The following is a 26,023-nucleotide window of genomic DNA, read 5'->3' as shown; positions in this document are numbered from 1 at the left end:
CTACCCAAGATAGCCGGGACGGTAGACGTGGCTACGGATCAGCGCGCCGATGTCATCCGGTCGTGGCACTCCCGCCAGTCCCTGGTCGAAAATGGTCGTGGCGATCCGTTCTGCGACATGAAGCGACGCTTCGAGGATACGGCTCTGCGGTGGGTAGATCAGCCCGATTGAGAGGTTGTCCTCCGTAACCTGTTCGGCGACCGCTTGCGCGGCAACCAGGAACATCTCATCGGTCACGCGCGTCGCTTCCGTGGCAAGCACCGCCATTCCCATAGCCGGAAAGATGTACACATTGTTGCCTTGCCCCGGCACGAAGCGCCGGCCGGCGATCTCGACCGGCGGGAACGGACTGCCGCTCGCGAAGACGGCCCGCCCGTCTGACCAGCGATAGGCCTCTTCGGCCGTACATTCGGAGCGCGATGTCGGATTCGAGTACGGGAAGATGATCGGGCGCTCGTTGATGCGAGCCATCGCCTCGATCACCTCGCGGTTGAACAGTTTTGGCACGGTGCTGACGCCGATGATGCCGGTCGGTCGCAGCGCCTCAACCGCCTCCACAAAGGTCGAGATCGGCGCCCGCTCCTGCACGAAGGCCCTTTGGAATTCGGCTAGATCGGTGCGCGACGTCACCAACAAGCCGTTGATGTCAAACAGTGCATTGCGGCGCCGCGCATCGGCGAGATCCATTCCCTCCCGCGCCATCGCAAGGCTGATTAGCTCGGCGATGCCGGTCGCCGCGGATCCTGCGCCAAGGAACAGAAAGCGCTGGTCGGTGAGCTTCTGCCCGGTGAGGCGCAAAGCGGCCAAGATACCAGCTACCGCCGTGCCGGCAGTGCCCTGGATGTCGTCGTTGAAGGTGCAGGCCTTGTCGCGGTAGCGCGCGAGTATAGGGACGGCGTTAATGTTAGCGAAGTCCTCCCACTGAATACAGCACTTCGGATAGAGCTGCTGCACTGCAGCCACGAACTCGTCGACGAAGGCCAGATAGGCTTCGCCGCGCTCTCGGTGCTGGCGCAGCCCAAGATAAAGCGGATCGTCGAGCAAAGCCTGATTGTTGGTTCCGACATCGAGGACGATCGGCAGGCATCCTTGCGGCGGCACGCCGGCGCAAGCGGTATAAAGCGCAAGTTTGCCGATCGGAATGCCCATTCCGCCGGCGCCGAGATCGCCGAGGCCGAGGATACGCTCGCCATCGGTGACCACGATGAATCGTACGTCCTTTTCCAGCCAGTTGGAGAGCAATTCCTTGACCCGACCGCGCGCTGTGATCGGCAGATACATGCCGCGCGGTTGGCGGAAAATATGGCCGAATTTCTGGCAGGCTTCCCCGACAGTTGGCGTATAGACTAGCGGCATGTAAGTCGCGGGGTCGGACATCAGAAGCGCGTAATAGAGGGTCTCGTTGCGCGCCTGCAGATCTGATAGCACGAGATATTTCAATAGATCATTGTCGAGCGCAGCGATCTCGGCGTGCCGGCGCGCCACCTGCAGTTCGATATTGGTAATTGCGGGCGGCAGCAGGCCCTCCAGCGCCCAAGCGCGACGCTCCGTCTCGGTGAAGGCGGTGCCCTTGTTGAGGCGCGGATCATGCAGCAACTGGTAGCCGGTTGGATGGCTCAGCGCTGGTGCGGTTTTCTTGTTGAAAGGTGCGGTCATCGTGTTGTTGCTCCGTTTTCCATCTCATCTCGGATGCGCTCGTCGCCACGAACGCGGTCAATCCTGTATTTCACCCACGCTCAGCCATCATTTCCTTAGTCTTGCCAATCGCGCGCGCCGGGTTAAGTCCCTTTGGGCACGTGTTGGTGCAATTCATGATGGTATGACAGCGGTAGAGCCGGAACGGATCGTCAAGCCGATCGAGGCGCTCGCCAGTGCTCTGATCGCGGCTATCGGCAAGCCAGCGATACGATTGCAGCAGGATCGACGGACCGAGATATTTGTCCTGATTCCACCAATAACTCGGGCAAGACGTCGAACAGCAAAAGCAAAGAATGCATTCCCACAAACCGTCGAGCTTCGCTCGATCTTCCGGCGATTGCCGTCGCTCGCGGTCCGCCGGCGGCTGATCGGATTGCAGCCACGGCTCGATCAACTCGTACTGCGCGAACAGTCCCGTTAAATCGGCGACGAGGTCCTTCAGGACCGGCAAGTGCGGCAGTGGCGTGATCCGGCTAGTTCCTGGCTTCAGGCTGTCCATCGGCGTCAGGCATGCCAACGTGTTCTTACCGTCGATATTCATAGCACACGAGCCGCACACACCTTCGCGGCAGGACCTTCGGAACGACAGGGTAGGATCGATCTGGTCATTGATCTTGACCAGGGCATCGAGGACCATCGGCCCACATTGGTCGCGATCGATCTCAAACTCGTCCAGTGTGGGATTCGCTTTTTTGTTTGGATCCCAGCGATAGATCCGAAAACTTTTGACGTGTTCGGCCTTATTTGGGTGCGCCCAGTGCTTGCCTTCCCCGACCTTCGAGTTTGCCGGTAGCGTGAACTCAGACATTTCGCATATCCTTGTTTGATGGTCGTGGTAGTTGCGCCGGAATTTCTAGTGGGTGCGCTCGGCGGGCGGAAAGCTTTGCACCTCGTTCGAAAGTGTGTTGAGGCGCACTGGACGATGAGCGAAGGTCACCTTCCAGTCTTCGTCCTTCCACGCAATGGTGTGCTTTAACCAGTTCACGTCATCGCGCTTATGGTAATCCTCACGCGCATGAGCACCGCGGGATTCCGTACGCGCACGCGCCGAATGGGCGATCACGACGGCTTGCTCTGAGAGATTGGAGAGTTCCAGCGCCGAAAGCAGCGTGGAATTCCAGAGCAGGGAACTGTCATCAACGGTAACGCGCTCCAACGGATCGCGCAGCTTCGCCAGCTTTTTTACGCCTTCCTCCAAGATATCTCCCTGGCGGAATACGGCGAAGTGAGCTTGCATCGTTTCCTGCATCAGCGGACGAACCTCGCCCGGCTTGTTGCCGCCCCTGCTATTGCGAATCCGGTCGAAGCGTTGCAGAACTCGCTCCTCGGAGCCGTTCGTCTCGCGGACGGGCGAGCCCGGTTTGATGAGCTCGGCCGCGCGCTGCGATGCGGCCCGTCCGAAGACAATGAGATCAAGGAGGCTGTTGGTGCCGAGGCGGTTGGCACCGTGTACCGAGACGCACGCAGCCTCACCGATGGCCATCAAGCCTGGCACCACTGCCTCGGGATTGTCCTTGGTCGGGCGTACAACCTCGGCCCTGATATTTGTCGGGATGCCGCCCATGACGTAATGCACTGTCGGAATGACCGGGATCGGCTCCTTGTGGGCATCGACACCCGCGAAGGTGCGCGCCGAGTGGACGATGCCGGGGAGGCGCTCATCGAGGACCTCCGGTGGCAGGTGCTCCAAATGCAGGTGGATGTGATCCTTTTTTGGGCCGACGCCGCGACCCTCGCGAATCTCAATCGCCTCGGCACGGCTAACTACATCGCGCGAGGACAAATCTTTCTCCCGCGGCGCATATTTGGGCATGAACCGCTCGCCCTCGCTGTTCGTCAGGAAGCCGCCTTCTCCGCGCGCGCCCTCCGTGATCAAAACACCTGCGCCATAGACCCCCGTGGGGTGGAACTGGATGAACTCCATATCCTGCAATGGCAGCCCAGCACGCAGTGCCATGGCGTTGCCGTCGCCTGTACAAATGTGCGCTGAGGTGCAGGACTGGTAGACTCGGCCGCATCCGCCCGTCGCGATGACGACCATGTTTGCGCGGAAACGATGGAGCGATCCATCTTCGAGGCACCAGGCAAGCAGACCACGGCACGTGCCGTCCTCATCCATTAAGAGGTCGATCGCAAAGTACTCGATAAAGAAGCGTGCCTGATGCTTGAGACATTGCTGATACAATGTGTGCAGGATGGCGTGCCCGGTGCGGTCGGCGGCCGCGCAGGCCCGGTAGGCCATGTCGCCCTTGGTATACTCGGTTGTATGGCCTCCAAAGCGGCGCTGGTAAATCGTACCCGCGTCGGTGCGACTGAAAGGAACACCGAGATGCTCAAGCTCGACGACGGCCGGAATAGCTTCTTCACACATATACGCGATCGCATCCTGGTCGCCGAGCCAGTCGGAGCCGCGGACGGTATCGAACATGTGCCAGCGCCAATCGTCTTTTTCGATATTTCCAAGCGCGGCGCTGATGCCCCCTTGCGCCGCGACCGTGTGACTGCGCGTCGGATAGACCTTGGTCACGCAGGCGGTGTTGAGCCCCGCTGCGACCATGCCCAAGGTCGCTCGTAATCCAGCACCGCCGGCGCCCAGGACGATCACGTCGAAGGAATGGTCGATGATATCGTAACTATTCGGCATATTTGATCTCCTAGTGTCCGAGGAAGAGCTTGAGCACGGCGAGCACGCTGGCGCCTGCGAGGATCGCCACTGCAGCGCGGACGAGGAGGTTGGCCACGAGAAGCCGGGCGCGCGTATGCACGTAGTCGAGGAAAACAGAACGTATGCCGATCAGCGCATGGGCAAGTCCTGCGATCACAAAGAGGATGACCAGCAACGCCCCCGCCGGTGAGGAAAGCCATGAGGCCGCCGTCATCTGGTCGGAGGTGGCGAGCCAGAGCATTGATGCAGCGAAATAGAGACCGAGCGGGATCAGTGCGATCGCCGTCAAGCGCTGCAACTGCCATTCCCGCAGCCCATCGCGGGCGCTCCCGAGCTGGCGCACGCGCCGGACCACGGTCTCATCGCGCAACGCGGTGGAATTCGATAAAGAACGAGCTTTTGCCATCACATTCTCCCTTAGGCCAAGGCCACGTAAAGCCAGGCGAGCACGGTCAGCAGTGCGGTCGCCGCGAGTACGATGTAAGAGCTGCGATTGGCTTGCCGGATATCGAAGCCGTAACCGGCGTCCCAGAGAAGGTGTCGGATGCCATTGCACAGATGATAGAAGAACGCGACCGACCACAGGAACAACAACACGATCCCGACCGGGGAAGCGATCAAAGCATGTGTCGCTGCAAACATTTCGCCGCCTGCCGACACAGCGACGAGCCACACTGCGAGTAGGATCGAGCCTACCGCCAAACCAATGCCGGTGACTCGGTGAAGAATCGACGAGACCGAGTTCAGCTGGAAGCGATACCAAATCGGGAACATAAAGGGTGAGAGCGGTCGCTCCATGGCCGATTACTCCTGAGTTGTCGTAGCATTTGAGAATTGTCGATACTGGTAGTGCCTGCTATGGGGTCGGACGCGAAAATCAAGGAGCAGGTGCATCACGTCGTGATCGTGTTCCGGCGGCGCGCTGCCGCCGAAAATCCAGTCGAACAGATCGGCGTCGGTGCAGTCGAGCAGAGCTTCGAACTGATCGAGCTGGGCACCATCGAAGCTGGTCAGGAATGTCTCCGCGAACGAGCCAAGAATGAGGTCGCTCTCCTGTGTGCCGCGATGCCGGCTCCGGAACAGCAACCGTCTGCGTTGGATGTCGGACTGATTGCCCTGCAGCTGTTCCGCCATCGTTCTGGTCATCCATTGTCTCCAAAGCTGTCGCGCGAGCATATGAACTGAGGCGGAGCTTTCTGTCGGGGCGGTGCTGCCCGACATCGCCGCGCTACAACGCAAACTTAGGCTGTTGCTTCAGCTCGCTCTATTGCACGTGCGGATTGTTACAGAGCCTCAAAGGATTAGAGCGGCTTAGATTCCTAAGCTGCGCCCCAAAGGAGTTCCGAGTAGCCGCTCTCGAGATCCACTGGAGGTGCGCTTGCGCGCGTTGAGCCAATACCGACGCAAGCACCGGTGTATGTCGGCCTGTCACGGCTCCCGCTAATCTGTCGAAAAGCCAAGGATGTTCCCATGGATTGGACTTGCACCATGGTCAGAGCGCAGCGATAGCTGCCGTGGACCCTCACGTCTTCAACGTCGTGTCGGAATTGCCAATGCTTGTGCTCTTCGATGGGCGTAGCGCCGCCGCAAACGTCGCACCACCGGCGCGAGCAGCCGTTCCTCGGAAAGATGAACGAGGGCGCCGACCGCGGCGCCTATCATTACGTCGCAGCCGCGAAAAAATGCCGCTACCTCAGCCGACTCGGAATTGGTCGGCGTGACTAACACGAGCGGGACAGTCCAAAGGCAAACCCGGATCGAGGGGCGCTCCTTCGCAAATATTGCACATATTGCGACGGCGATGGCAATTTGCGGTGTTAACGGAATTTCGCCTAGTTTTCCGAGTCTGTGTACAAGCAGAGCGACCAGCACACCGATGAGTGTTCCGACGAAGCGCCCGAACACGGAGGAATGGGTCGCGCTCAGGCTCTCCTGCGAGACGATCAGAGCGGAAATCGGCGCCCAAACCGGGTGTAGCAAACCGGCCCAGCAGGCGAAAACATAAGCCAGGGATGCGGCGAAGGCGCAGCGAAGCACGAAACGGCCATGTTCGATCGCAATCCCAAGTCGGAGCCGCGAGGCCATCTCCCGCAACCGATTGGTGGCTCTGCGTAGACAGCTCATTTGCAAATTCTAGTAGGGGTCCGCCGAGGACGAGGTTTTACCTCTGAAGACGGTAAGGCTGACCGCGGTGTAGATCAGCATCAGCGGGAACACGAAGAGACCCTCTCCCCAGAACATGAACGCAAGGCTCGAATGTGGGGCGGCCGCCTGTTCGATCGTGATCGAGAACGGGATCATGTACGGCCAAAACGATATCGCCAGTGTGCAGAAAGCCGCCACGAAAATGACAGCAACCATGGGGAATGGCAGTGCGTCTTCACGGCCATAAATGCTGGCTGCTAGAGCCATTGCAGCCAACGCGCCGACCACTGGGAAGACAAACAACAACGGTCGGTCCAGCCATCGCGTCATGACCGCAAAATCTTTAGCCAGAGCATAGGCGAACACCGCGATAAGGAAAACGAGGAGCGCTGCCGCCAAATAGGGGATGAGGCGATAGGCACGGTCGCGCACCTCGTTCTCGCTCTTCCGCACCAGCCAGCAGGCGCCCAGCAGCGCGTAGCCGACGCAGAGGCCGACGCCGCAAAGTATTGCAAATGGACTGAACCACCCGAGCACGCCGCCGAGGTATCGACCGCCGGACACCGGCACCCCTTCCACAAGAGCACCTACCATCACGCCCTGCATGAAGGAGGCGAGAAGCGAACCGCCCGCAAAGCTCAAGTTCCAGATCCAGCGCATCCGCTCGGCTTTGGTGCGAACCTCGAACGCCACGCCGCGCAGAATCAAGCCGGACACCATCAATAGGACCGGGAGATAGAACGCCGACATCAGAACAGAATAGACAGCCGGAAAAGCTCCCCAGAGGATGACGGCCGTTACGATCAGCCAGGTCTCGTTGCCGTCCCAAACCGGCGCTACCGTGCTCATCATGGCGTATCGTCGCGGCTCATTCGCTGCAACGCCGAAAAGCATGCCGACCCCCAGGTCGAAACCGTCCAGTAACACGTAGAGAAGAATGCTAACGGCAAGCAACGTCACCCAGAACATGATCATGGCTATTCTCCAGCCGGAAGGTGAAGGACGCCAGCCGTGTCCAGCTCATCGTCGACAGACAAGGGCGGGCTAGGGATCGTCCCAGAGGGCGGCAGAGTGCCGAATCCGACCGGACCTGCCCGCAGCAGCCGATAGATGTAGTAAATGCCAAAGGCGAAGATGAAGGTATAGAGCGCGCAAAAGATGATGAGGGAGGTCAACGCCACGGGGGTCGTCAAGAAGGGCGTTATTGCGTCTGCGGTTCTCACCACGCCGTAGACTACCCACGGCTGGCGCCCCACCTCGGCCGTGAACCAGCCGGTCAGAGTAGCGATGAAGGGCAGCGGAAAGCTGAGAAACGTAGCCCACAGCAGCGTCCGGTTTCGCGCCAGATGCTCTTTCCGGCTCAGATACGTTCCGATCCAGGCCACAGCCAACATGAGCAGCCCGCAGCCGACCATGATCCGAAAGGTGAAGAAAGGAATAAGCACCGGCGGGCGATCCTGGGCCTGAAAGCTGGTCAGTCCGACCTCCTTGGAATCGAAGCTCATGCTGCCGATCAAGCTGCCGAGAATCGGAATGGAGATTGCATATTTGTTGCTCTCAGTTGCTTCGTCGGGCAGCGCAATCAGCACCTCGCTTGCCGGCTGCTCGTCATGCCAGCGACCTTCGAGGGCTGCAAACTTCGCGGGCTGGTGTTGGTGGACGTAGTCACCGTTAAGGTGACCAAAGAAGAGCTGGACCGGCACGAGCACCGCTGCCAGATACAGGCCCATGCGAAGCATGACCTTCGCCTCGGCGAAAAACGTACCACGCAACAAATACCAGGCACCGGTCGCAGCAACGCAGAACGCCCCGGTCAGGTAAGCTGCAAGCAGCATGTGCGGAAAACGCGACCACACTACCGAATTGAAGATGATCTTGGTCCAATCGTTCGGGACGAACATGCCGTTCTCGACGACATAACCGACCGGCACCTGCATCCAACTGTTGTTGATCATGATCCAGAACGCCGACAACGTGGTGCCGAGGGCGACCATCGCAGTCGAAAACAGGTAAAACCAAGGGGCGACTTTTGGTCGGCCGAGCAACAGCACGCCGAGGAAGCCCGCCTCCAGGCAAAAAGCCGTGAATGTCTCGTACGAGAGAAGCACCCCCTGAATCGGTCCCGTCATCCGTGAAAAGTCACTCCAGTTGGTGCCTATCTCGAAGCCCAGTACGATTCCCGAGACAACGCCGAAACCGAACGCCACAGCGAAAATCTTGACCCAGAACTCGAAGAGCGTGCGGTACACCGGGCGCCCCGTCGCGAGATGCAGGGCTTCGAGCACGGTGAGCCAGGCCGCGAGGCCGATCGTGAAAGATGGAAAGATGATATGAAAAGAAACGGTGAACGCGAATTGTAGCCGCGAGAGAAGGAGTGCGGTGATGTCCATGATGCGATCCGCCGTTAGCGCCAGAGGTTGGTCTTTGCCAGGTCGACGACTTCGTCGGTCCGCCCATTCATGATCGCCTTCAGCATGTAAAGGGAGAAACCCTTCGCCATCTCGACGTTGACGGAGGGCGGCATGGCGAGCTCCGTGCGGCTGACAACCGCGTCTATAAGAACAGGGCCGTCATGGGCAAAGGCAGCGGTGATGCCTTCTTCCACCTTGGCTGGGTCCTCAATCCGGATGCCGCGAATACCAACCGCCTCAGCCATTGCTGCGAAATTCGGATTGTTGAGCTCCGTCCCGAAATTGAGGATGCCTGTTGACTTCTGCTCAAGCTCGATAAAGCCGAGTGCGCCGTTGTTGAAGACGACCACCTTCGCTGGGAGACGGTGCTGCACTAGGGTGAGCAAATCCCCCATTAGCATTGTGAAGCCACCATCACCGGAGAGAGAGACCACTTGCCGGCCGGGAAACGCAGCTTGTGCGCCAATCGCCTGTGGCATCGCATTGGCCATGGAGCCGTGCCAGAACGAGCCGATCAGCCGCCGTCTACCGTTCATCGCCAGGTAGCGGGCCGCCCAGACGGTTGGAAGACCGACATCACAGGTGAAGACCGCATCATCGGCGGCGAGATCGCTGATCGCCTTAGCGATCTGCTGCGGATGAATCAGGGCTTTGCCACCTGCATGCGCGAGGTCGTCGAGACCTTTTCGCGCCTTGCGATAATGGGCACGTGCCAGGTCGAGACGAGTACCATCTCGCTTCTCCTCCAGGCTCGGCAGAAGGGCATCGAGAGTCGCGCGCACGTCACCAATTACCGCGAGATCAATCGGTGCGCGGCGCCCGATGGATTCCGCCCTCAGATCAACTTGGGCGATACGCACGCCCGGACCGCGGGGATAGAACTGCCGATAGGGAAAATCGGTCCCGAGCATGAGCAGTACGTCGCAATCGAGCATTGCGTAATAGCCTGATGAAAACCCGATGAGGCCGGTCATGCCGACGTCGAATGGATTTTCCCACTCGACATGTTCCTTGCCCCTAAGTGTGTGAACGATTGGCGCCTTAAGGCGCTCGGAGAGCGCCACGATTTGATCGTGCGCGCCTTGGCAACCGGAGCCACACAGCATGGTGACGCGGCTCTCGCCGTTCAGCAGTGCGGCCAATCCATCCAAGGCCTCTTTCGCTGCCGGAACCGCGGGGAGAGCGGGGAGGAGGTTCGCCGGCCGTGCGTCAGATGCTGCTTCGGCTGGCTGCAACGCCACGTCCCCCGGCATGACGACAACGGAAACACCACGGTTCGTAACGGCTTGACGGATTGCGAGCTCGAGAGTGCGCTGAATCTGATTAGCGCCTGAAATAAACTCGCAATAGTGACTGCATTCCTTGAACAGCTGCTCCGGATGAGTCTCTTGAAAATATCCGGAGCCGATCTCGCTGGAAGGGATCTGCGCGGCTATCGCGAGTACCGGGACGCGGGAGCGATGACAGTCGAACAAGCCATTGATGAGATGCAGATTGCCAGGCCCACAGCTCCCGGCACAGACGGCAAGGTCACCCGTGACGTGGGCGTCTGCGCCGGCCGCAAAGGCTGCGACCTCCTCATGCCTGACATGGATCCATTCGATCTTCCCCTGGCGGCGAACGGCGTCTGTCAACCCGTTCAGGCTATCCCCGACGATGCCGTAGATTCGTTTCACTCCGGCCGCGACGAGGATCTCTGCGAATTGTTGCGCCACTGTTCTGGTCATGCGTTCCTCACAAAGAAGCCATAGCTGTTGACACCACGGATTGATCAGGCAGGAGCTTCTGTCGTCGGTGTTGGCGGACATAGCGTGCCACGACCCAAAACATCGGCGTTTTGGTCGGCTTGCTCCATTGCCCGTGTGGATTGTCAGGGCATCTTAACGGACTAGAGGGACTTAGATTCCTAAGGGGCACGCTTCGGAAGCGAGTCCAAGGTGCCGCACGACGCGCTGCATGCGCCGATCGGTAAAGTGCAGGTTTCAAACTGCCGCTTCGATCGACAAGACCAGGCAGCCTCTACCTTCGGGGTGGATAGCAAAATGGTTCGTATCGCCTTATGCGGGTCGAATTCACCGGCGCCCGAGCGGGCAGTCACTTATGTCTTCGCTGATAAGAGGTCCAGTTTGTCTGCGATCCGGCCAAGTTCTGGGAGAGAGCGCACATTCATCTTGCGCATCAGATTACTGCGATGGAAGTTCACAGCCGGTTCAGAAATGCCAATAGCGTGCGCAATCCGCTTGCTGAGGAGGCCCTGTGCGACGAGGACCATAATCTCTCGCTCCCGTCCGCTGAGCGATTCGAAGCGGGTCCTTAGCATTCTCAAGGCCCTTTCATTCTCGCGCCGAGCACGATCGCGGGTGAGCCCGAGGTGGATCGCGTCGAGCAGGTCTTGGCCATGGTAGGGCTTGGTCAGGAACTCAATAGCACCGCACTTCATCGCCTGCACGGCCATCGGGACGTCGCCATGCGAAGTTATGAAGATGGTAGGAATGTGGACATCCGCGGCCCTGAGCTCTCGTTGAAGATCCAGACCGCTTTGCCCCGGCAATCTCACATCGAGGACCATGCAGGATGGACCGTTCGGCCGTTCCGATCCGAGGAATTCGGGACCGGACGCAAATAGCCAAACGTCCAAGCCGACAGATCGCACGAGCCGTTCAACGGAGCCTCTAACGGCCGGGTCGTCCTCGACGACCAAAACAGTTGGATTTGATTCCGACATAGACTGAGGTCGCGCAAGGATCCCTGCAGCAGCGTCTATGACCGAGGTCATCGGGACTATATCCATGCGGCTTAACCCTATTCAGGGCAAACGAGGTTGGCGCGAGTTTCCCGAATGATAGGGGCGAAAAGGACGATGAGAACTATACTCTCGTATCGAACGGCAGCGTTCGTGGGGTTAGTCGCGCGAGGCCCTGCCAAAGGGCCGTGGCCTAAAGGGATCCGTACGTTACCCCCGTGAGTTGAGCTCGAGGCGTTTGACACCGGAATTCGGCGAAGCGGCAAGCTTGCCAATACAGCGTTTGATTTCGGCAAGGCAATCTGAATGCGGCGCACTGAGACACTATTGTTGCCACTCAGTCACTTCGCGAATCGGTCCGCCGATCTCCGACTAATCTCGCCGCACGCCGCTCCTTTGCGGCGGTCAAGACTGCGACCAACGACCGCGCTGGCGCGCTATCCGTCGCTCACGACGCCTCCTCCATCTTCTTGCGCTTTGACTGGTATCGCCAATAAGCAACAAGACAACTCAATAAGAGGAGTTTGCAGAGAAAATTCAATGCAGAACCTCCTTCGTCCTCAGTCCTATGACGCCTCTCCATCACTCTGGACTTGCAGGTCTCCAAAGCGGAACGCCAGCGCGATGTCCGGCCCGCGCTAAAGGTGGCTGATCCGAAGTGATGTTCTCCATCTTGAAGAGGATTCATAGGTTCATCGCGATCGGAACGCCTGAGATCGATTTGCCACCGCGAGCGCGCGGCGCTCGTCGGTTTCGAGGGCGATTTTCTGAGATAGCATGACGTCTCCCGCGACCAGAGATCCTTCTGGTACGAAGCACCATCTGTAGACAGGCCGATCGGTATGATCGAGTTCCACGATATTCATCAGCTTGCCCTGGTAAATCCGGTAGACAGTCCCGCTATCGCTACCGACAACGTCGAAATGGCTATGACGCTTGAAAGACTTGAGCTGTTCCGGGGAAAGCCAATCGCTCAACAGCTTTAAGCCTCTCGCATTGTTTCCGGAATGAGATGCCGCTTCCACTCGCGCCATGATGACGAGGCCCACGAAAGCCAGAGTAATCAGCAGCAGGCTTTGCAGGTCCACATCCATCATCCGCCGACGAGACGCGGAATAAACAATGTTTCCTCCGCGGAGGGATCGAAACAACGAATAAGGCGTTGCTGGCCGGGGGCGGTGCGCACCGCCGCTATGAACCCCACACCTGTTAACTCCATAAAACGTCTCTCGGCCTCATCGACGGCAGCGTGATCATGAGCGTCGAATGTATGCCGGGTGTCGCCGGTTTGATTCATAACGATCTGGACTGCCATCCGAAATCTCCATCATTTTTATCAAGTTGAGCTAAGCTGCGAGAGACGAGCGTTCTGGCTGAGCCATCATCCGGAAATCAGCCAGCCACTGCGAAAACTTACGCGCTTGGGTCACCCCGCTCTATTGTACGTGCGCATCGTCGCTACATCTTAACGGATCGGTGCAGCTTAGTTCCCATAGTGCGGCGGCCTGGCGGCTTCCAGCTGGCGGCGGCCTTGCCGTACCATGTTTGGGAGGTGAGCCGCGGCGAGTTCTCGTTCCCGTGCGAGTGCCGAACTCGCCGACAACGGGGAGACGATCGGATGAAAGAACTAGAACTCAACCTTTGTATAGTTCTTCCGATGATTTCGATATCGGCTTTCTACCCGCGTACAATTGAGCCATTGATCGCAATCCTTAGTCTCCCTTCCAAAGCCGCACTTCATGCCCGACCAGAGTGCGACCGGAGATATCCGATCGGGACAGGTCGGAGTGGCGGCGACGGAGAACTAAAATGGCAAACCACGCGGAGGCTGCCCCAGTTCAACTTGCGGTACAACGGATGGATGATTTACGGCGCAAGCTTTTGGCGGAAGGTTGGCTTGAGACGGCAGCCGGTGTTTTAGAACGTCGCGACATTCTTGGTGTGAAGAAAAAGAAAGATGAGTGAGGAAGTAGCCCAGCATTCTGAGCTGTCTCCTTGCCTGTTTAGCGGAACGCGGTCCTTGGCTTAAAAAGCGGGACGCATTAGGAGGCACCACATGCAATTTATTTTGGTAAATGGCAGGTCTCCCCGAGCGCAGCCTGTCTGTACGTTATGCAGCAAGCCGATCGGGGAGGACTACCTGCGAGAAATCGCGACTCGCCTCTCCTATTGTAGTCATGAGTGTTATGTCGATCACTGCACAAACGCCGTACTTGCGCTGGAGAAGCGGGCGAGGGCGTCGTGAGCAGCCGCACTGTGCACTCTTTAAGGGAAAGTGACAACAAACGGACTGATCGGACTTAGCCGGTCGTTCAAAGTCCGGCCCGACGGATACGTAACACCGCAACTTCAACTGCAATCGAGAGACACGTCATGCGCGCTAAGAGAATATCAGCCCTCCTCAAGCCGGCCGAGCTTGTCGGACTCGCCAGCCATGCAACCATGGGCGTTGCTCTGGGTATTCTGTTCGCGTTGATCTTGATCATCACTCCAGTGTTCGGCGTGAGCGCACTGATAGCCCTTGGCTCAAACCCACACGACAGCATGCTTACATTCGTCAGCACTTGTGCGCTGATGTTTGGCATAGGTGCGGCACTGACCGCCATTGCGTTCAAGATGACGGAAGGCAGCTGACCACAACGGAGCACGCTCCGTGCCCCTCAGTAGGCGTTTGGCTTTGGGCCCTCGTTGATGACCGACGGAACTGTAAACTGAAATACGGCGCCTTTAGGTTCGTTCGCACTCGCCCATAAGCGTCCGCCATGCGCTTCGATGATCGATCGGCAGATCGACAGCCCAAGCCCCATCCCGCTCGGTTTGGTCGTGTAGAAGGATTCGAAGACCCGCTCGAGAGCCTCCGGCGCCAATCCCGGACCCGAATCTCGCACCATCGCGAGCACTCCTGACTCAACCGTTTCGGTGCGGATCAGCAATTCTCGCGGCCCATCATCGACGCTGCTCATGGCCTGGATCGCGTTGATGATCAAATTCAAGATGACCTGTTGCAGTTGGACGCGATCTCCTTGAACGATCGGCAAGCCATCCGCCAGCTCCGTCTGCACAGAGATGCCGTTGTTCGACGCTTCGCCCCAGGTTAGCTCATTCACTTCCTGGATCAGGCTGTTAAGCTCCAAGCGGTCCCGCCGGGGCGGCGCTCTCTTGCTGAGGTCGCGGATGCGGCCAATCACTTCGCCCGCTCGCTGTCCATCTCTCACGATGTCGTCGAGGATCTGCCTGACTTCGTTCAGATCGACCGCCTCAGGGCCAAGAAACCGCGAGCCAGCTTGTGCGTTGGTCACGGTCGCGGCGATGGGCTGGTTCACCTCGTGGGCGATCGAGGCCGAGATATGCCCCATGGTTGCCATGCGGTTGGCGTGCTCGAGCTCCATCTGCATCTCGCGATGTCGCCGTTCACTCTCGCGTGCTCCTGCTTCGGCCTGCTTGCGCTCGGTTAGATCGAGCACAAAGGCGACACCCTGGTTCTCCGATCCCTCGAACAGCGCCGGGCCAACCAGCACCGGGACACGGCTGCCGTCCTTCCGGAAGAACTCCTTCTCGTAAGGTTGCAGCCGCCCTGTCATCTTAAGCTCTGGCACCCATTGTTGGGCGTCGCGGTCGAGCCATTCCGGTGGCGTCAGTTCCGTCCAACGCAAGCGGCCTGATCCGAGATCTTCACGGTCGCGTTCCACCATCCGAAGAAATGCGTCGTTGGCCTCAAGAATGCGACCTTCCAAATCAAAGATGGCGATCCCGATAATGTTAGCATCAACCAGACGCCGGATCTTAGCCTCGCGTTGTTCGAGATCGCGGTACAAACGGGTGTTCTCGAGCGAGATCGCCGCCTGCGCGGCGACAAGCTTCAGCACCGCGATCCGGGCCGGAGCAAAGGCCCGCGGCGTGAGGTTGTTCTCGAGATAGAGGGCGCCGATCAGCTTGGCCTGATTGATCAAGGGCAGGCAGAAAATGGAACGCGCCTGGCGCTGACGGATGTAAGGGTCCGCAGCAAACGAAGGCTGGGTCGCGGCATCGTCGAGAATGACACTGTCCCGGGTGCGTAGAACGTAATGAAGGATTGACTCCGGCACAACCGCCCCGGTCACGGGTGCATCGCGAACTTCCACGATGAGCGTTTCGCCGGAAGTTCTGGCTTCCGCTGCGATCCGCGGCTCGGCCGCTCGCGACAGGATCAACAAGCCGCGTTCGGCGCCCGCCTGCGTGATCGCGGTACGCATGAGCGTGTCGAGCATTTTCTCCAGCACGATCTCGCCCGAGACCGCTTCCGACACCCTGATTACGGTCACGAGGTCGAGGCTTTCGACCGGCGTCGCAATCGTGGTCGTCGGACCTGGCACTACCAATTCCTGCCTGAGCTGCGGATACATCTCCTCGAGTTGCCGCACCTTGCCATCGGCTCCCCAACGCAAGTAGCATGCGCGAGCGCTGCGCAAGTAGGTGTCCGCGATGACTCCGAATTCGTGAGCCGCGTAGAACCGCGCGGCCAGCTCGTTGGCAAGTGCCTCGTTGTGCACAAATCCGTTTTCGCGTGCCGAACGGACAGCCTGTTCATAAAGGCGCATCGCATCGAAATTGCGGCCTTCGATCCGAGCAATTTCTGCGCCCACCAGCGCAGCACGGTTCTCGAAATTCTCGGGGCAGTGCTCCGCCCAGAGCTGGAGCTGGTTTAGATGCATAACCACAGCATCCATGTGCTGCGGCCGCTCGCCGGACGGCGCGCTATCGTACCAGGCAGCTCGGGCCAGCGCGCCATAAAAATGATATTCAGCTTCCTCAAAGTGCGAAGTTGCGTTCCAAAGGAGCTGTCGTGCTTTCGCTGCGACATCGACCGCCGTTGCGTAGTCGCCGCCGAAAAAGCGGGCCTGTAGCTTTCGGATCCAATACCAGCATTCGACCAGCACCAGCCCCGGATTGCTCGAAAGATGCCGTTCCATACCAGGCTCATTGAGCGGCCCATTGTCAAGGCAACCGAATGTTGGAGTCAAGCCACGCAGCATTCGAGTCAGGGCGAGTTGCGCTGTAACGCCATCAATAACGAGACCGAAGCGCGCCTTCTCGACGAAGGCGAGGCCCTGTTCGGCTTCGCATTGGACCTCAGAGAGTGACTCCCCGGCGAAGAGAAGGTCCGAGTTTCGATTCAGGCACGTGTAGGCAGCCCAGGTGAGGTCTCCGATCTTGTTGGCCGCTTCGAAGGCGTGGCGCATTAGATCATGGCAAGCCCGCACGTGTTTCGTCCAGCGCACGATGAAAATTGCGAAACATTCATAGGTGCTTGCCTCGAACCGCTTTAACCCGCGTCGTTCGACGAGTTCGTAGCCGAGTTTGCCGAATCGGAATCCGGCCTGATAGTCGCCAAAACGGGGTCCCGCGATCCTGGCCAGCAGGACGTAGGCTAGACACGAGGCATGGCCGTTGCCACTCTCGAGGCTGAGAGTGACGGCCTTGCAGATAGCAAGGGAAATCAAGTTGTCGTCAGTAAACGAGGCCGGCGACATCAGCTTGTTCAGAACCTCGACAGTTCCTAGGGACGTCGCGTCCTTCATCAGCGGCAGCTCGATGACGTCCTCGATTGACCTCCTTCCAAGCAGCGACCAGATGCGCTCATATTCGCGGCGCACTTCCTCGTCCTTCGGATGAGCGGACCACTCTATTCCTGTGTGCCGCAAGTACTCGAGACAAACGGCGACCGCGCGGCCAATCTCCCCGAGCGTCGTACAGACATCCACGTGCAGACAGGCAGCCATTGCTTGTTCGACCGTCGTTGTGGCACGCTTTGACAGCGCAGCCACTCGCTCATCAGCGTCCGATACCTTGCCGGTCAAGAATTCGCATTCCGCCCGGTTCAGCTCCAGCGCAAAGACCAGGTCATGCCGGCTCTCCCAGCACTCCCTACTCAACAGCGATGCACCAGCATTGAGATAAGTCAGTGCCGAGGCGTAGGCTGTGGACGCCTTGGCGCGCTTGCCTGCGAGCAGGTTGAGTTGAGCAAGTTGATCGCGTTCCTCCTGCTCCGTGATCAACGCCGCGCCGCGGTTGAGCTGATTGACGATTTCGAAGACAGACTCCTCCAGTTGAACGGCGGATGTCTGTGCCAGGAGCAGTCTGCCTATCCGAAGATGGACCTCAGCGCGAAGCGTTTCCTGTATCAGCGAATAAGCGGCCTCTTGCACCCGGTCGTGAATAAATTTGTAAGCGTCTTCCAGCCGCTCTACCAGTTCCATTCGGACCGCGGTCCGCAAAGCCTCGTCAACTTGCGCCCTCGGCTTGCCGAGAACAACCGAAAGCATGGTGATAGCAGCAACGTTGCCAAGGCAGGCGAGCTGCTGCAATGCCTGCTGGGTTTCATCCGGCAGCCGGATCACTTTTCCAACCATTAGGTCCACCACATTGTCGGTGTAACCCTTGGCATGGATGCGATCGAGATCCCAAGACCAGCACGCCGCGTCGTGATCGAAGCGAAGCAAGTCCTCGTCGGTGAGCGCGTAGAGAAACTGAGTCATGAAGAACGGATTGCCGGCTGTCTTCTCATTCACCAGCTGCGCCAGCGGAGCCGCGTAGGCCGGATCGCAACGAAGCGCATCGGAGATCAGCTGCACGAGATCGTCTCGGGCGAGTGGCGCGAGGTGGATCTCCTGCACCCGCGCTCCGAGTTGGCGGATCGCGTCGAGCTTGCGTGCCAACGGATGAACGGCATCGACCTCGTTGTCGCGGTAAGCACCAATCAGCATGAGATGCTTCATTTCCGACCGGGTCAGCAGATCCTCCAGCAGATCGAACGTAGCCGCGTCAAGCCACTGCAAATCGTCCAGGAAGAGGGCCAGCGGATGTTCTGGTCGGGCAAATACGCTGATGAATCGGCTGAACACGAGCTGGAAACGACTTTGCGCCTGATGCGGCTCGAGCTCCGGGACTGGAGGCGGGTCACCAATGATGAGCTTCAGTTCGGGAATAAGGTCGGTCATCAGCCGTGCATTTGGCTCGAGCGCCTCCAGAAACGCGGCGCGCCAAGTCGCGAGCTCGGTGTCGCTCTTGGCAAGAAGCGGCCGCACCAGGCTCTGAAAAGCCTGCACAAGGGTCGAATAGGGGATGTCGCGTTTATACTGGTCGAACTTGCCGGAGGCGAATAGCCCGCGCGGCGGCACCAGCACCTTGTGCAGTTCGTTGACGACCGAGGATTTGCCGATGCCGGAATAGCCGGAGACAAGCACCAGTTCCGGCGCGCCACCTTCGACAATACGGTCGAAAACAGTAAGCAGGGTCTCGACCTCGCGCGCTCTCCCGTAGAGCTTCTCCGGGATCAGCAGCCGGTCGGGAACATCGTGTCGGCCGAGCGTGAAGTCATCGATGCGGTGCGGAGCCTCCCATGCGGCAAGGCAGCGACGGAGATCGCTCTCAACTCCCGTCGCGGTCTGGTAGCGCTCCTCGGCCGTTTTGGCGAGCAGCTTCATGATGATCGCCGAGACCGGGGCCGGGATATTGTCGAGGCGCTCGCTGGGGGGCAGCGGCTGCCGCGCTATATGGCAGTGGATCCATTCCATCGGATCGGAGGCCATAAAGGGCAGCGAGCCCGTGAGCATCTGGTAGAACGTGATTCCGAGCGAGTAGAGATCGCTGCGGGAGTCCATCGAGCGATTCATCCGCCCAGTCTGTTCAGGTGCCATATAGGCCAGCGTGCCTGCGATGGTTTCGGGCGACTCGAGCGCTTGGCGCTCACGTAGCAGTCGCGAGGCGATGCCAAACCCCGTAAGCCGCACCTGTCCGTCCGTGCAGTTGACCAATATATGGTCGGGCTTCAGGTCCTTGTGGACGAGGCCGCGGCGGTGGGCCTTCCCCAAAGCCCCGGCAATACCGATAGCGAGGCGCAAGAAGCCCCCCACATCCATCGGTGCTCCGAGTAGCCGAACCAGCGGCTCGCCGCCGGTGTCCTCGAGCAGCAGCATAGTCTGACCGCGTTCGCGCACCAGCTCCAATGGCCGCACCGCCCAGGCATCATCCAACTCATCCTTCAAGTCATGATAATGAGTGAACCGACTGAGGATGGCGGGTGACGGATGCTCCCCAGCCGGCAGCACAGCCAGCACGGACCTGCCGTCGCCATTGCCATCCGGGCGCCATCCTCGGCAGAACACGCGTTCGCCGTCCTGCCACAAGACTTGCAGGCTCTCATCCTTGAGGCTGAACCGCGAGGCGGGGATCATCTGCGGCACTCCGCCACCGACAGAGACATTCGGTCCCGATCGCCGCTACAGCGGTGATGTGCACCGCTGTGATTGTGCCGTTTAATGTTAGCCATCGCAAGGACCGACGAGCCTATAAGTTATTAGGCTCGGTTGCGCCCTCCCATTGTCATCTTCGAAAGCCGGTTGACAAACGTGGCAGCCGGTTCCCACCAAACGGAGCTGGGTCGCCCGAAGAGTCATGAATTGCCTTCTTTCGGCAAGGTGAACTGAAACACGGCGCCTTTAGGTTCGTTCGCACTCGCCCATAAGCGTCCGCCATGCGCTTCGATGATCGATCGGCAGATCGACAGCCCAAGTCCCATTCCGCTGGGCTTGGTCGTGTAGAAGGATTCGAAGACCTGCTCGAGAGCCTCCGGCGCCAATCCCGGACCCGAATCTCGCACCATCGCGAGCACTCCTGACTCAACCGTTTCGGTGCGGATCAGCAATTCTCGCGGCCCATCATCGACGCTGCTCATGGCCTGGATCGCGTTGATGATCAAATTCAAGATGACCTGTTGCAGTTGGACGCGATCTCCTTGAACGATCGGCAAGCCATCCGCCAGCTCCGTCTGCACAGAGATGCCGTTGTTCGACGCTTCGCCCCAGGTTAGCTCATTCACTTCCTGGATGAGGCTGTTAAGCTCCAAGCGGTCCCGCCGGGGCGGCGCTCTCTTGCTGAGGTCGCGGATGCGGCCAATCACTTCGCCCGCTCGCTGTCCATCTCTCACGATGTCGTCGAGGATCTGCCTGACTTCGTTCAGATCGACCGCCTCAGGGCCAAGAAACCGCAAGCCGGCTTGTGCGTTGGTCACGGTCGCGGCGATGGGCTGGTTCACCTCGTGGGCGATCGAGGCCGAGATATGCCCCATGGTTGCCACGCGATTGGCGTGCTCGAGCTCCATCTGCATCTCGCGATGTCGCCGTTCACTCTCGCGTGCTTCTGCTTCGGCCTGCTTGCGCTCGGTTAGATCGAGCACGAAGGCGACACCCTGGTTCTCCGATCCCTCGAACAGCGCCGGGCCAACCAGCACCGGGACACGGCTGCCGTCCTTCCGGAACAACTCCTTCTCGTAAGGTTGCAGCCGCCCTGTCATCTTAATCTCCGGCACCAATTGTTGGGCGTCGCGGTCGAGCCATTCCGGTGGCGTCAGTTCCGTCCAACGCAAGCGGCCTGATCCGAGATCTTCACGGTCGCGTTCCACCATCCGAAGAAATGCGTCGTTGGCCTCAAGAATGCGACCTTCCAAATCAAAGATGGCGATCCCGATAATGTTAGCATCAACCAGACGCCGGATCTTAGCCTCGCGTTGTTCGAGATCGCGGTACAAACGGGTGTTCTCGAGCGAGATCGCCGCCTGCGCGGCGAGCAGCTTCAGCACAGGGATCCGCGCCGGCGCAAAGGCGCGCGGGGTGAGTTTGTTCTCAAGGTAGAGCGCTCCGATGAGCTTGCCTTGGTTGATCAACGCCAGGCAGAGAATGGAACGCGCTTGGCGTCGACCGATGTAAGGGTCCGCTGCATACGACGGTTCGTTAGACGCATCGTCAAGGATGACGCTCTCCTGGGTACGTAGAACATAGCGCAGGACCGCCTCTGGCAGCTCGGAAGCGGCCGCAGGCGCATCTCGAAGCTTCACAAGGACCGTATCACCCAAGCTCGTGGCTTCCGCCGCGATCCGTGGCTCGGCCGTGTGCGTCACGATCAACAGACCGTGGTCGGCACCCGCCTGCGCGATGGCGGTGCGCATAAGCGTGTCCAGCATTTTCTCCTGGACGATTTCACCAGAGACAGCCTGAGACACCTTGATTACGGTCGCCAGGTCGAGATGTTCAACGGGGGCCGCGATCGTGCCGATGGGAGCGGCTGCTCGCCGTTCCTCCCTGAGCTGGGGATACATCTCCTCGAGTTGCCGCACCTTGCCATCGGCTCCCCAACGCAAGTAGCAGGAGCGAGCGTTGCGCAAATAGGTATCCGCGATGGTTCCAAATTCGTGAGCCGCGTAGAACCGCGCGGCGAGCTCGTTGGCAAGTGCCTCGTTGTGCACAAAGCCGCTTTCGCGCGCCGAACGGACAGCCTGTTCATAAAAGCGCACCGCATCAAAGTTGCGGCCTTCGATCCGAGCAATTTCTGCGCCCACCAGCGCGACGCGGTTCTCGAAATTCTCCGGGCAATTCTCCGCCCAGACCTGCAGTTGCCTGTGATGTGCAGCCAGAGCGTCCAGGTGCTGCTGTCGTTCGGTCGCGGGTATGGTGTCGCAAGAAGCGGCCTGGGCCAGCGCACTGTAGAAATGATATTCGGCTTCCTCCAATTGTGACGATGTTGTCCAAAGCACCCGTTGCGCGTTCGTAGCGGCGTCGAGGGCTACTGCATAGTCGCCCGCAATATAGCGAGCCTGCAATTTCCGAATCCAGAACCAACACTCAGCAATTGCCAAGACCGGGTTGCTGGATAAATGGGACTCGAAGCGATGCTCATTGAAGTGCGTTTCGTCAAAGCAACCGAACGTTGGCGTCAAGCCGCGCAGCATGCGAATCAGCGCGAGTTTGGTGGTGATGCAATCAACAATAAGGCCGAACCGCGCCTTCTCGGCGAACGCCAGAGCATGTTCGGCTTCGCGTTGTCCGTCGCTCAACAACTCGCCGGCAAAGAGCAGGATTGAGTTCTGAACGTTGCACGCATAGGCAGCAAACGTGAGATCACCGATCCGAGTGGCCACGGCGAATGCCCGGCCAGTCAGATCACGGCAACGCCGGACGTGTTGCATCCAGGGAACGACAAAAACCGCGAAGCAGTGATAGGTGCTTGCCTCGAATCGTTTTAGCCCGCGTCGTTCGACGAGTTCGTATCCGAGTTTGCCGAATCGAAATCCGGCCTGATAGTCGCCAAAACGGTGTCCCGCGACCCTGCCGAGCAGAACGTAGGAGACACATGACGCATCGCAGTTGCCGAACTCGAGGCTCAGACTGACGCCCCTGCAGATCGTCAGGGCAGCTAAGTTCGTATCCGTAAACACGGCCGGCGCCAAAACCTTACTCAGAACCTCGACGGTCGCGAGGGATTCCTTATCCTGCATCAGTGGTAAATCGATGAGATGCTCGATTGTTCTACTCCTAAGGAGCGACCAGATGCGCTCGTATTCGCCTCGCACGTCCTCTTGCGTCGGATGGGGTGACCACTCAATTCCGGCGTGCCGGAGGTACTCAAGACACACAGCAACTGCGCGGCCGCTCTCATCGAGGGTCGTGCAGACATCCATGTGCAAGCACGCGATGTTAGCTTGTTCGATCGTCGTCGTGGCGCGACTTGACAGCGCCGCCAATCGCTCGTCTGCGGCCGATAGCTGGCCGGTCAAGAATTCGCATTCCGCCCGGTTCAGCTCCAGCGCAAAGACCAGGTCATGCCGGCTCTCCCAGCACTCCCTACTCAACAGCGATGCACCAGCATTGAGATAAGTCAGTGCCGAGGCGTAGGCTGTGGACGCCTTGGCGCGCTTGCCTGCGAGCAGGTTGAGTTGAGCAAGTTGATCGCGTTCCTCCTGCTCCGTGATCAACGCCGCGCCGCGGTTGAGCTGATTGACGATTTCGAAGACAGACTCCTCCAGTTGAACGGCGGATGTCTGTACCAGGAGCAGTCTGCCTATCCGAAGATGGACCTCAGCGCGAAGCGTTTCCTGTATCAGCGAATAAGCGGCCTCTTGCACCCGGTCGTGAATAAATTTGTAAGCGTCTTCCAGCCGCTCTACCAGTTCCATTCGGACCGCGGTCCGCAAAGCCTCGTCAACTTGCGCCCTCGGCTTGCCGAGAACAACCGAAAGCATGGTGATAGCAGCAACGTTGCCAAGGCAGGCGAGCTGCTGCAATGCCTGCTGGGTTTCATCCGGCAGCCGGATCACTTTTCCAACCATTAGGTCCACCACATTGTCGGTGTAACCCTTGGCATGGATGCGATCGAGATCCCAAGACCAGCACGCCGCGTCGTGATCGAAGCGAAGCAAGTCCTCGTCGGTGAGCGCATAGAGAAACTGAGTCATGAAGAACGGATTGCCGGCTGTCTTCTCATTCACCAGCTGCGCCAGCGGAGCCGCGTAGGCCGGATCGCAACGAAGCGCATCGGAGATCAGCTGCACGAGATCGTCTCGGGCGAGTGGCGCGAGGTGGATCTCCTGCACCCGCGCTCCGAGTTGGCGGATCGCGTCGAGCTTGCGTGCCAACGGATGAACGGCATCGACCTCGTTGTCGCGGTAAGCACCAATCAGCATGAGATGCTTCATTTCCGACCGGGTCAGCAGATCCTCCAGCAGATCGAACGTAGCCGCGTCAAGCCACTGCAAATCGTCCAGGAAGAGGGCCAGCGGATGTTCTGGTCGGGCAAATACGCTGATGAATCGGCTGAACACGAGCTGGAAACGACTTTGCGCCTGATGCGGCTCGAGCTCCGGGACTGGAGGCGGGTCACCAATGATGAGCTTCAGTTCGGGAATAAGGTCGGTCATCAGCCGTGCATTTGGCTCGAGCGCCTCCAGAAACGCGGCGCGCCAAGTCGCGAGCTCGGTGTCGCTCTTGGCAAGAAGCGGCCGCACCAGGCTCTGAAAAGCCTGCACAAGGGTCGAATAGGGGATGTCGCGTTTATACTGGTCGAACTTGCCGGAGGCGAATAGCCCGCGCGGCGGCACCAGCACCTTGTGCAGTTCGTTGACGACCGAGGATTTGCCGATGCCGGAATAGCCGGAGACAAGCACCAGTTCCGGCGCGCCACCTTCGACAATACGGTCGAAAACAGTAAGCAGGGTCTCGACCTCGCGTGCTCTCCCGTAGAGCTTCTCCGGGATCAGCAGCCGGTCGGGGACATCATGTCGGCCGAGCGGGAAGTCATCAATGCGGTGCGGAGCCTCCCATGCGGCAAGGCAGCGGTGGAGATCGCTCTCAACGCCCGTCGCCGTCTGGTAGCGCTCCTCGGCCGTCTTGGCGAGCAGCTTCATGACGATCGCCGAGACCGGAGCCGGGATATTGTCGAGGCGCTGGCTGGGAGCCAGCGGCTGCCGCGCTATATGGCAGTGAACCCATTCCATCGGATCGGAGGCCGTAAAGGGCAGCGAGCCCGTGAGCATCTGGTAGAACGTGACTCCAAGCGAGTAGAGATCGCTGCGCGAATCGATCGAGCGGTTCATCCGCCCGGTCTGTTCAGGTGCCATATAGGCCAGCGTGCCTGCGATGGTTTCGGGCGGCTCGAGCGCTTGGCGCTCACGTGGCAGTCGCGAGGCGATGCCAAACCCCGTAAGCCGCACCTGTCCGTCCGTGCAGTTGACCAATATATGGGTGGGCTTCAGGTCCTTGTGGACGAGGTCGCGGCGATGAGCCTTCCCCAAAGCCCCGGCGATATCGATAGCGAGGCGCAAGAAGCCCCCCACCTCCATCGGCGCGCCGAGCAGCCGCTCCAGCGGCTCGCCGCCGGGGTCCTCGAGTACCAACATGGTCTGACCGCGTTCGCGCACCAGCTCCAATGGCCGCACCGCCCAGGCACCATCCAACTCATCCTTCAAGTCATGATAACGAGTGAACCGATTGAGGATGGCGGGTGACGGATGCTCCCCAGCCGGCAGCATAGCCAGCACGGACCTGCCGTCGCCATTGCCGTCCGGGCGCCATCCTCGGCAGAACACGCGTTCGCCGTCCTGCCACAGGACCTGCAGGCTCTCATCCTTGAGGCTGGTCCGCGAGGAGGGGAGCATCTTGGGGGACTCCGACGTCGGCAGAGACGCTCGACCCGCCTGCTGCGGGGCGGCTGCTGCTGCGACTGTGGCGGTAAATAAAGGCGCTCGCAAGGGAACTCAACGCTGGTTGACCGAGGCTCAGCCGCATCCACAAAGCCCCTCGCATCTTACCCTCGAGCGCTAGACCCGGTCAGGTGAGGCGGGGACAGGGACAAGCTGTTCGCTCCGGGAGCGGGAAAGCGCTTAACGCACGCTGCACGAGCATGCTCACGATGCCCTCGCGTAATCTTCGATCGCCTGCAGGGCGTCTTCGCAGTGTTCAGCGTAACATTCATCATCACAGTAGGTGAGACCCGTCTCGATTTCTCGCAGATAGCTCGCCGCGATCGTCCTACAGCAAAACGCACAGAAAGATT

At 59.5% G+C, this 26,023-nt stretch carries 17 protein-coding genes; 2 read left to right on the top strand and 15 right to left on the bottom strand.

Annotated elements, in window-relative coordinates; all coding sequences use genetic code 11:
• The 13 genes from ACP2YP_RS25065 to ACP2YP_RS25005 all read right to left on the bottom strand — a co-directional run bounded on the left by ACP2YP_RS25065 (window position 1) and on the right by ACP2YP_RS25005 (window position 12,977).
• Window positions 1–1,656, bottom strand: coding sequence for an NAD-dependent malic enzyme (locus ACP2YP_RS25065; RefSeq protein WP_426418955.1), 1,656 nt, complete (start codon window positions 1,654–1,656; stop codon window positions 1–3).
• 70 nt (window positions 1,657–1,726) lie between these two features.
• Complete coding sequence (locus tag ACP2YP_RS25060) at window positions 1,727–2,506, bottom strand: succinate dehydrogenase iron-sulfur subunit (protein ID WP_426418954.1); 780 nt, start codon at window positions 2,504–2,506, stop codon at window positions 1,727–1,729.
• A gap of 45 nt (window positions 2,507–2,551) precedes the next feature.
• A complete protein-coding gene (sdhA, locus tag ACP2YP_RS25055; RefSeq protein ID WP_426418953.1) occupies window positions 2,552–4,342 on the bottom strand; it encodes a succinate dehydrogenase flavoprotein subunit in 1,791 nt (596 codons plus the stop codon).
• Window positions 4,343–4,352: 10 nt separating this feature from the next.
• Window positions 4,353–4,769, bottom strand: coding sequence for a succinate dehydrogenase, hydrophobic membrane anchor protein (sdhD, locus tag ACP2YP_RS25050; protein WP_426418952.1), 417 nt, complete (start codon window positions 4,767–4,769; stop codon window positions 4,353–4,355).
• Between the two features lie 11 nt (window positions 4,770–4,780).
• Window positions 4,781–5,161, bottom strand: a complete 381-nt coding sequence (gene sdhC / locus ACP2YP_RS25045) for a succinate dehydrogenase, cytochrome b556 subunit (protein ID WP_426418951.1) — start codon at window positions 5,159–5,161, stop codon at window positions 4,781–4,783.
• 6 nt (window positions 5,162–5,167) lie between these two features.
• Window positions 5,168–5,509 carry a succinate dehydrogenase assembly factor 2 gene (locus ACP2YP_RS25040; protein WP_426418950.1) on the bottom strand — a complete coding sequence of 114 codons (342 nt, stop codon included), beginning with the start codon at window positions 5,507–5,509 and terminating at the stop codon, window positions 5,168–5,170.
• A 384-nt stretch (window positions 5,510–5,893) separates the two neighbouring features.
• Entirely contained in the window at window positions 5,894–6,448 is a 555-nt protein-coding gene (locus tag ACP2YP_RS25035) for an FUSC family protein (RefSeq protein ID WP_426418949.1), read from the bottom strand.
• A 48-nt stretch (window positions 6,449–6,496) separates the two neighbouring features.
• A complete protein-coding gene (gene cydB, locus ACP2YP_RS25030; protein WP_426418948.1) occupies window positions 6,497–7,483 on the bottom strand; it encodes a cytochrome d ubiquinol oxidase subunit II in 987 nt (328 codons plus the stop codon).
• 2 nt (window positions 7,484–7,485) lie between these two features.
• Window positions 7,486–8,898 (bottom strand): cytochrome ubiquinol oxidase subunit I, encoded by a 1,413-nt coding sequence (locus ACP2YP_RS25025; RefSeq protein WP_426418947.1) that lies wholly within the window; start codon window positions 8,896–8,898, stop codon window positions 7,486–7,488.
• 14 nt (window positions 8,899–8,912) lie between these two features.
• The gene (gene poxB / locus ACP2YP_RS25020) at window positions 8,913–10,646 is read right to left on the bottom strand and encodes a ubiquinone-dependent pyruvate dehydrogenase (protein ID WP_426418946.1); all 1,734 of its coding nucleotides are present in this window, start codon (window positions 10,644–10,646) and stop codon (window positions 8,913–8,915) included.
• 371 nt (window positions 10,647–11,017) lie between these two features.
• On the bottom strand, window positions 11,018–11,644 hold the full coding sequence (locus ACP2YP_RS25015) for a response regulator transcription factor (RefSeq protein WP_426426265.1): 627 nt from the start codon (window positions 11,642–11,644) through the stop codon (window positions 11,018–11,020).
• A 710-nt stretch (window positions 11,645–12,354) separates the two neighbouring features.
• Complete coding sequence (locus ACP2YP_RS25010; RefSeq protein WP_426418945.1) at window positions 12,355–12,750, bottom strand: hypothetical protein; 396 nt, start codon at window positions 12,748–12,750, stop codon at window positions 12,355–12,357.
• Between the two features lie 5 nt (window positions 12,751–12,755).
• Window positions 12,756–12,977: a hypothetical protein gene (locus ACP2YP_RS25005; RefSeq protein ID WP_426418944.1), complete on the bottom strand. Its 222-nt coding sequence runs from the start codon at window positions 12,975–12,977 to the stop codon at window positions 12,756–12,758.
• Window positions 12,978–13,471: 494 nt separating this feature from the next.
• Between ACP2YP_RS25005 and ACP2YP_RS25000 the strand changes: the two genes are divergently transcribed.
• Both ACP2YP_RS25000 and ACP2YP_RS24995 read left to right on the top strand, forming a co-directional pair.
• Window positions 13,472–13,627 carry a hypothetical protein gene (locus ACP2YP_RS25000; RefSeq protein ID WP_426418943.1) on the top strand — a complete coding sequence of 52 codons (156 nt, stop codon included), beginning with the start codon at window positions 13,472–13,474 and terminating at the stop codon, window positions 13,625–13,627.
• A gap of 408 nt (window positions 13,628–14,035) precedes the next feature.
• A complete protein-coding gene (locus ACP2YP_RS24995) occupies window positions 14,036–14,296 on the top strand; it encodes a hypothetical protein (protein ID WP_426418942.1) in 261 nt (86 codons plus the stop codon).
• 26 nt (window positions 14,297–14,322) lie between these two features.
• Here the strand turns inward: ACP2YP_RS24995 and ACP2YP_RS24990 are convergent, their stop codons facing one another.
• Both ACP2YP_RS24990 and ACP2YP_RS24985 read right to left on the bottom strand, forming a co-directional pair.
• Window positions 14,323–19,836 (bottom strand): trifunctional serine/threonine-protein kinase/ATP-binding protein/sensor histidine kinase, encoded by a 5,514-nt coding sequence (locus ACP2YP_RS24990; protein WP_426426264.1) that lies wholly within the window; start codon window positions 19,834–19,836, stop codon window positions 14,323–14,325.
• Between the two features lie 257 nt (window positions 19,837–20,093).
• Window positions 20,094–25,586: a trifunctional serine/threonine-protein kinase/ATP-binding protein/sensor histidine kinase gene (locus tag ACP2YP_RS24985; protein WP_426426263.1), complete on the bottom strand. Its 5,493-nt coding sequence runs from the start codon at window positions 25,584–25,586 to the stop codon at window positions 20,094–20,096.
• Between the last annotated feature and the right edge of the window lie 437 nt (window positions 25,587–26,023).

The organism is Bradyrhizobium genosp. A (assembly GCF_049949275.1).
Classification (GTDB): domain Bacteria; phylum Pseudomonadota; class Alphaproteobacteria; order Rhizobiales; family Xanthobacteraceae; genus Bradyrhizobium.
Note: the sequence above shows the minus strand (reverse complement) of the source record. Positions and strands in the feature narration are given on the sequence as shown.

What these genes read in the sequence shown, in the direction of transcription:
- ACP2YP_RS25040 (WP_426418950.1), bottom strand. Translation starts at nt 5,509, where the DNA reads ATGACCAGAACGATGGCGGAACAGCTGCAGGGCAATCAGTCCGACATC.
- ACP2YP_RS25005 (WP_426418944.1), bottom strand. Translation starts at nt 12,977, where the DNA reads ATGGCAGTCCAGATCGTTATGAATCAAACCGGCGACACCCGGCATACA.
- ACP2YP_RS25015 (WP_426426265.1), bottom strand. Translation starts at nt 11,644, where the DNA reads ATGTCGGAATCAAATCCAACTGTTTTGGTCGTCGAGGACGACCCGGCC.
- sdhA (WP_426418953.1), bottom strand. Translation starts at nt 4,342, where the DNA reads ATGCCGAATAGTTACGATATCATCGACCATTCCTTCGACGTGATCGTC.
- sdhC (WP_426418951.1), bottom strand. Translation starts at nt 5,161, where the DNA reads ATGGAGCGACCGCTCTCACCCTTTATGTTCCCGATTTGGTATCGCTTC.
- ACP2YP_RS24995 (WP_426418942.1), top strand. Translation starts at nt 14,036, where the DNA reads ATGCGCGCTAAGAGAATATCAGCCCTCCTCAAGCCGGCCGAGCTTGTC.
- ACP2YP_RS25035 (WP_426418949.1), bottom strand. Translation starts at nt 6,448, where the DNA reads ATGGCCTCGCGGCTCCGACTTGGGATTGCGATCGAACATGGCCGTTTC.
- ACP2YP_RS25060 (WP_426418954.1), bottom strand. Translation starts at nt 2,506, where the DNA reads ATGTCTGAGTTCACGCTACCGGCAAACTCGAAGGTCGGGGAAGGCAAG.
- ACP2YP_RS25000 (WP_426418943.1), top strand. Translation starts at nt 13,472, where the DNA reads ATGGCAAACCACGCGGAGGCTGCCCCAGTTCAACTTGCGGTACAACGG.
- cydB (WP_426418948.1), bottom strand. Translation starts at nt 7,483, where the DNA reads ATGATCATGTTCTGGGTGACGTTGCTTGCCGTTAGCATTCTTCTCTAC.
- ACP2YP_RS25025 (WP_426418947.1), bottom strand. Translation starts at nt 8,898, where the DNA reads ATGGACATCACCGCACTCCTTCTCTCGCGGCTACAATTCGCGTTCACC.
- ACP2YP_RS25065 (WP_426418955.1), bottom strand. Translation starts at nt 1,656, where the DNA reads ATGACCGCACCTTTCAACAAGAAAACCGCACCAGCGCTGAGCCATCCA.
- poxB (WP_426418946.1), bottom strand. Translation starts at nt 10,646, where the DNA reads ATGACCAGAACAGTGGCGCAACAATTCGCAGAGATCCTCGTCGCGGCC.
- sdhD (WP_426418952.1), bottom strand. Translation starts at nt 4,769, where the DNA reads ATGGCAAAAGCTCGTTCTTTATCGAATTCCACCGCGTTGCGCGATGAG.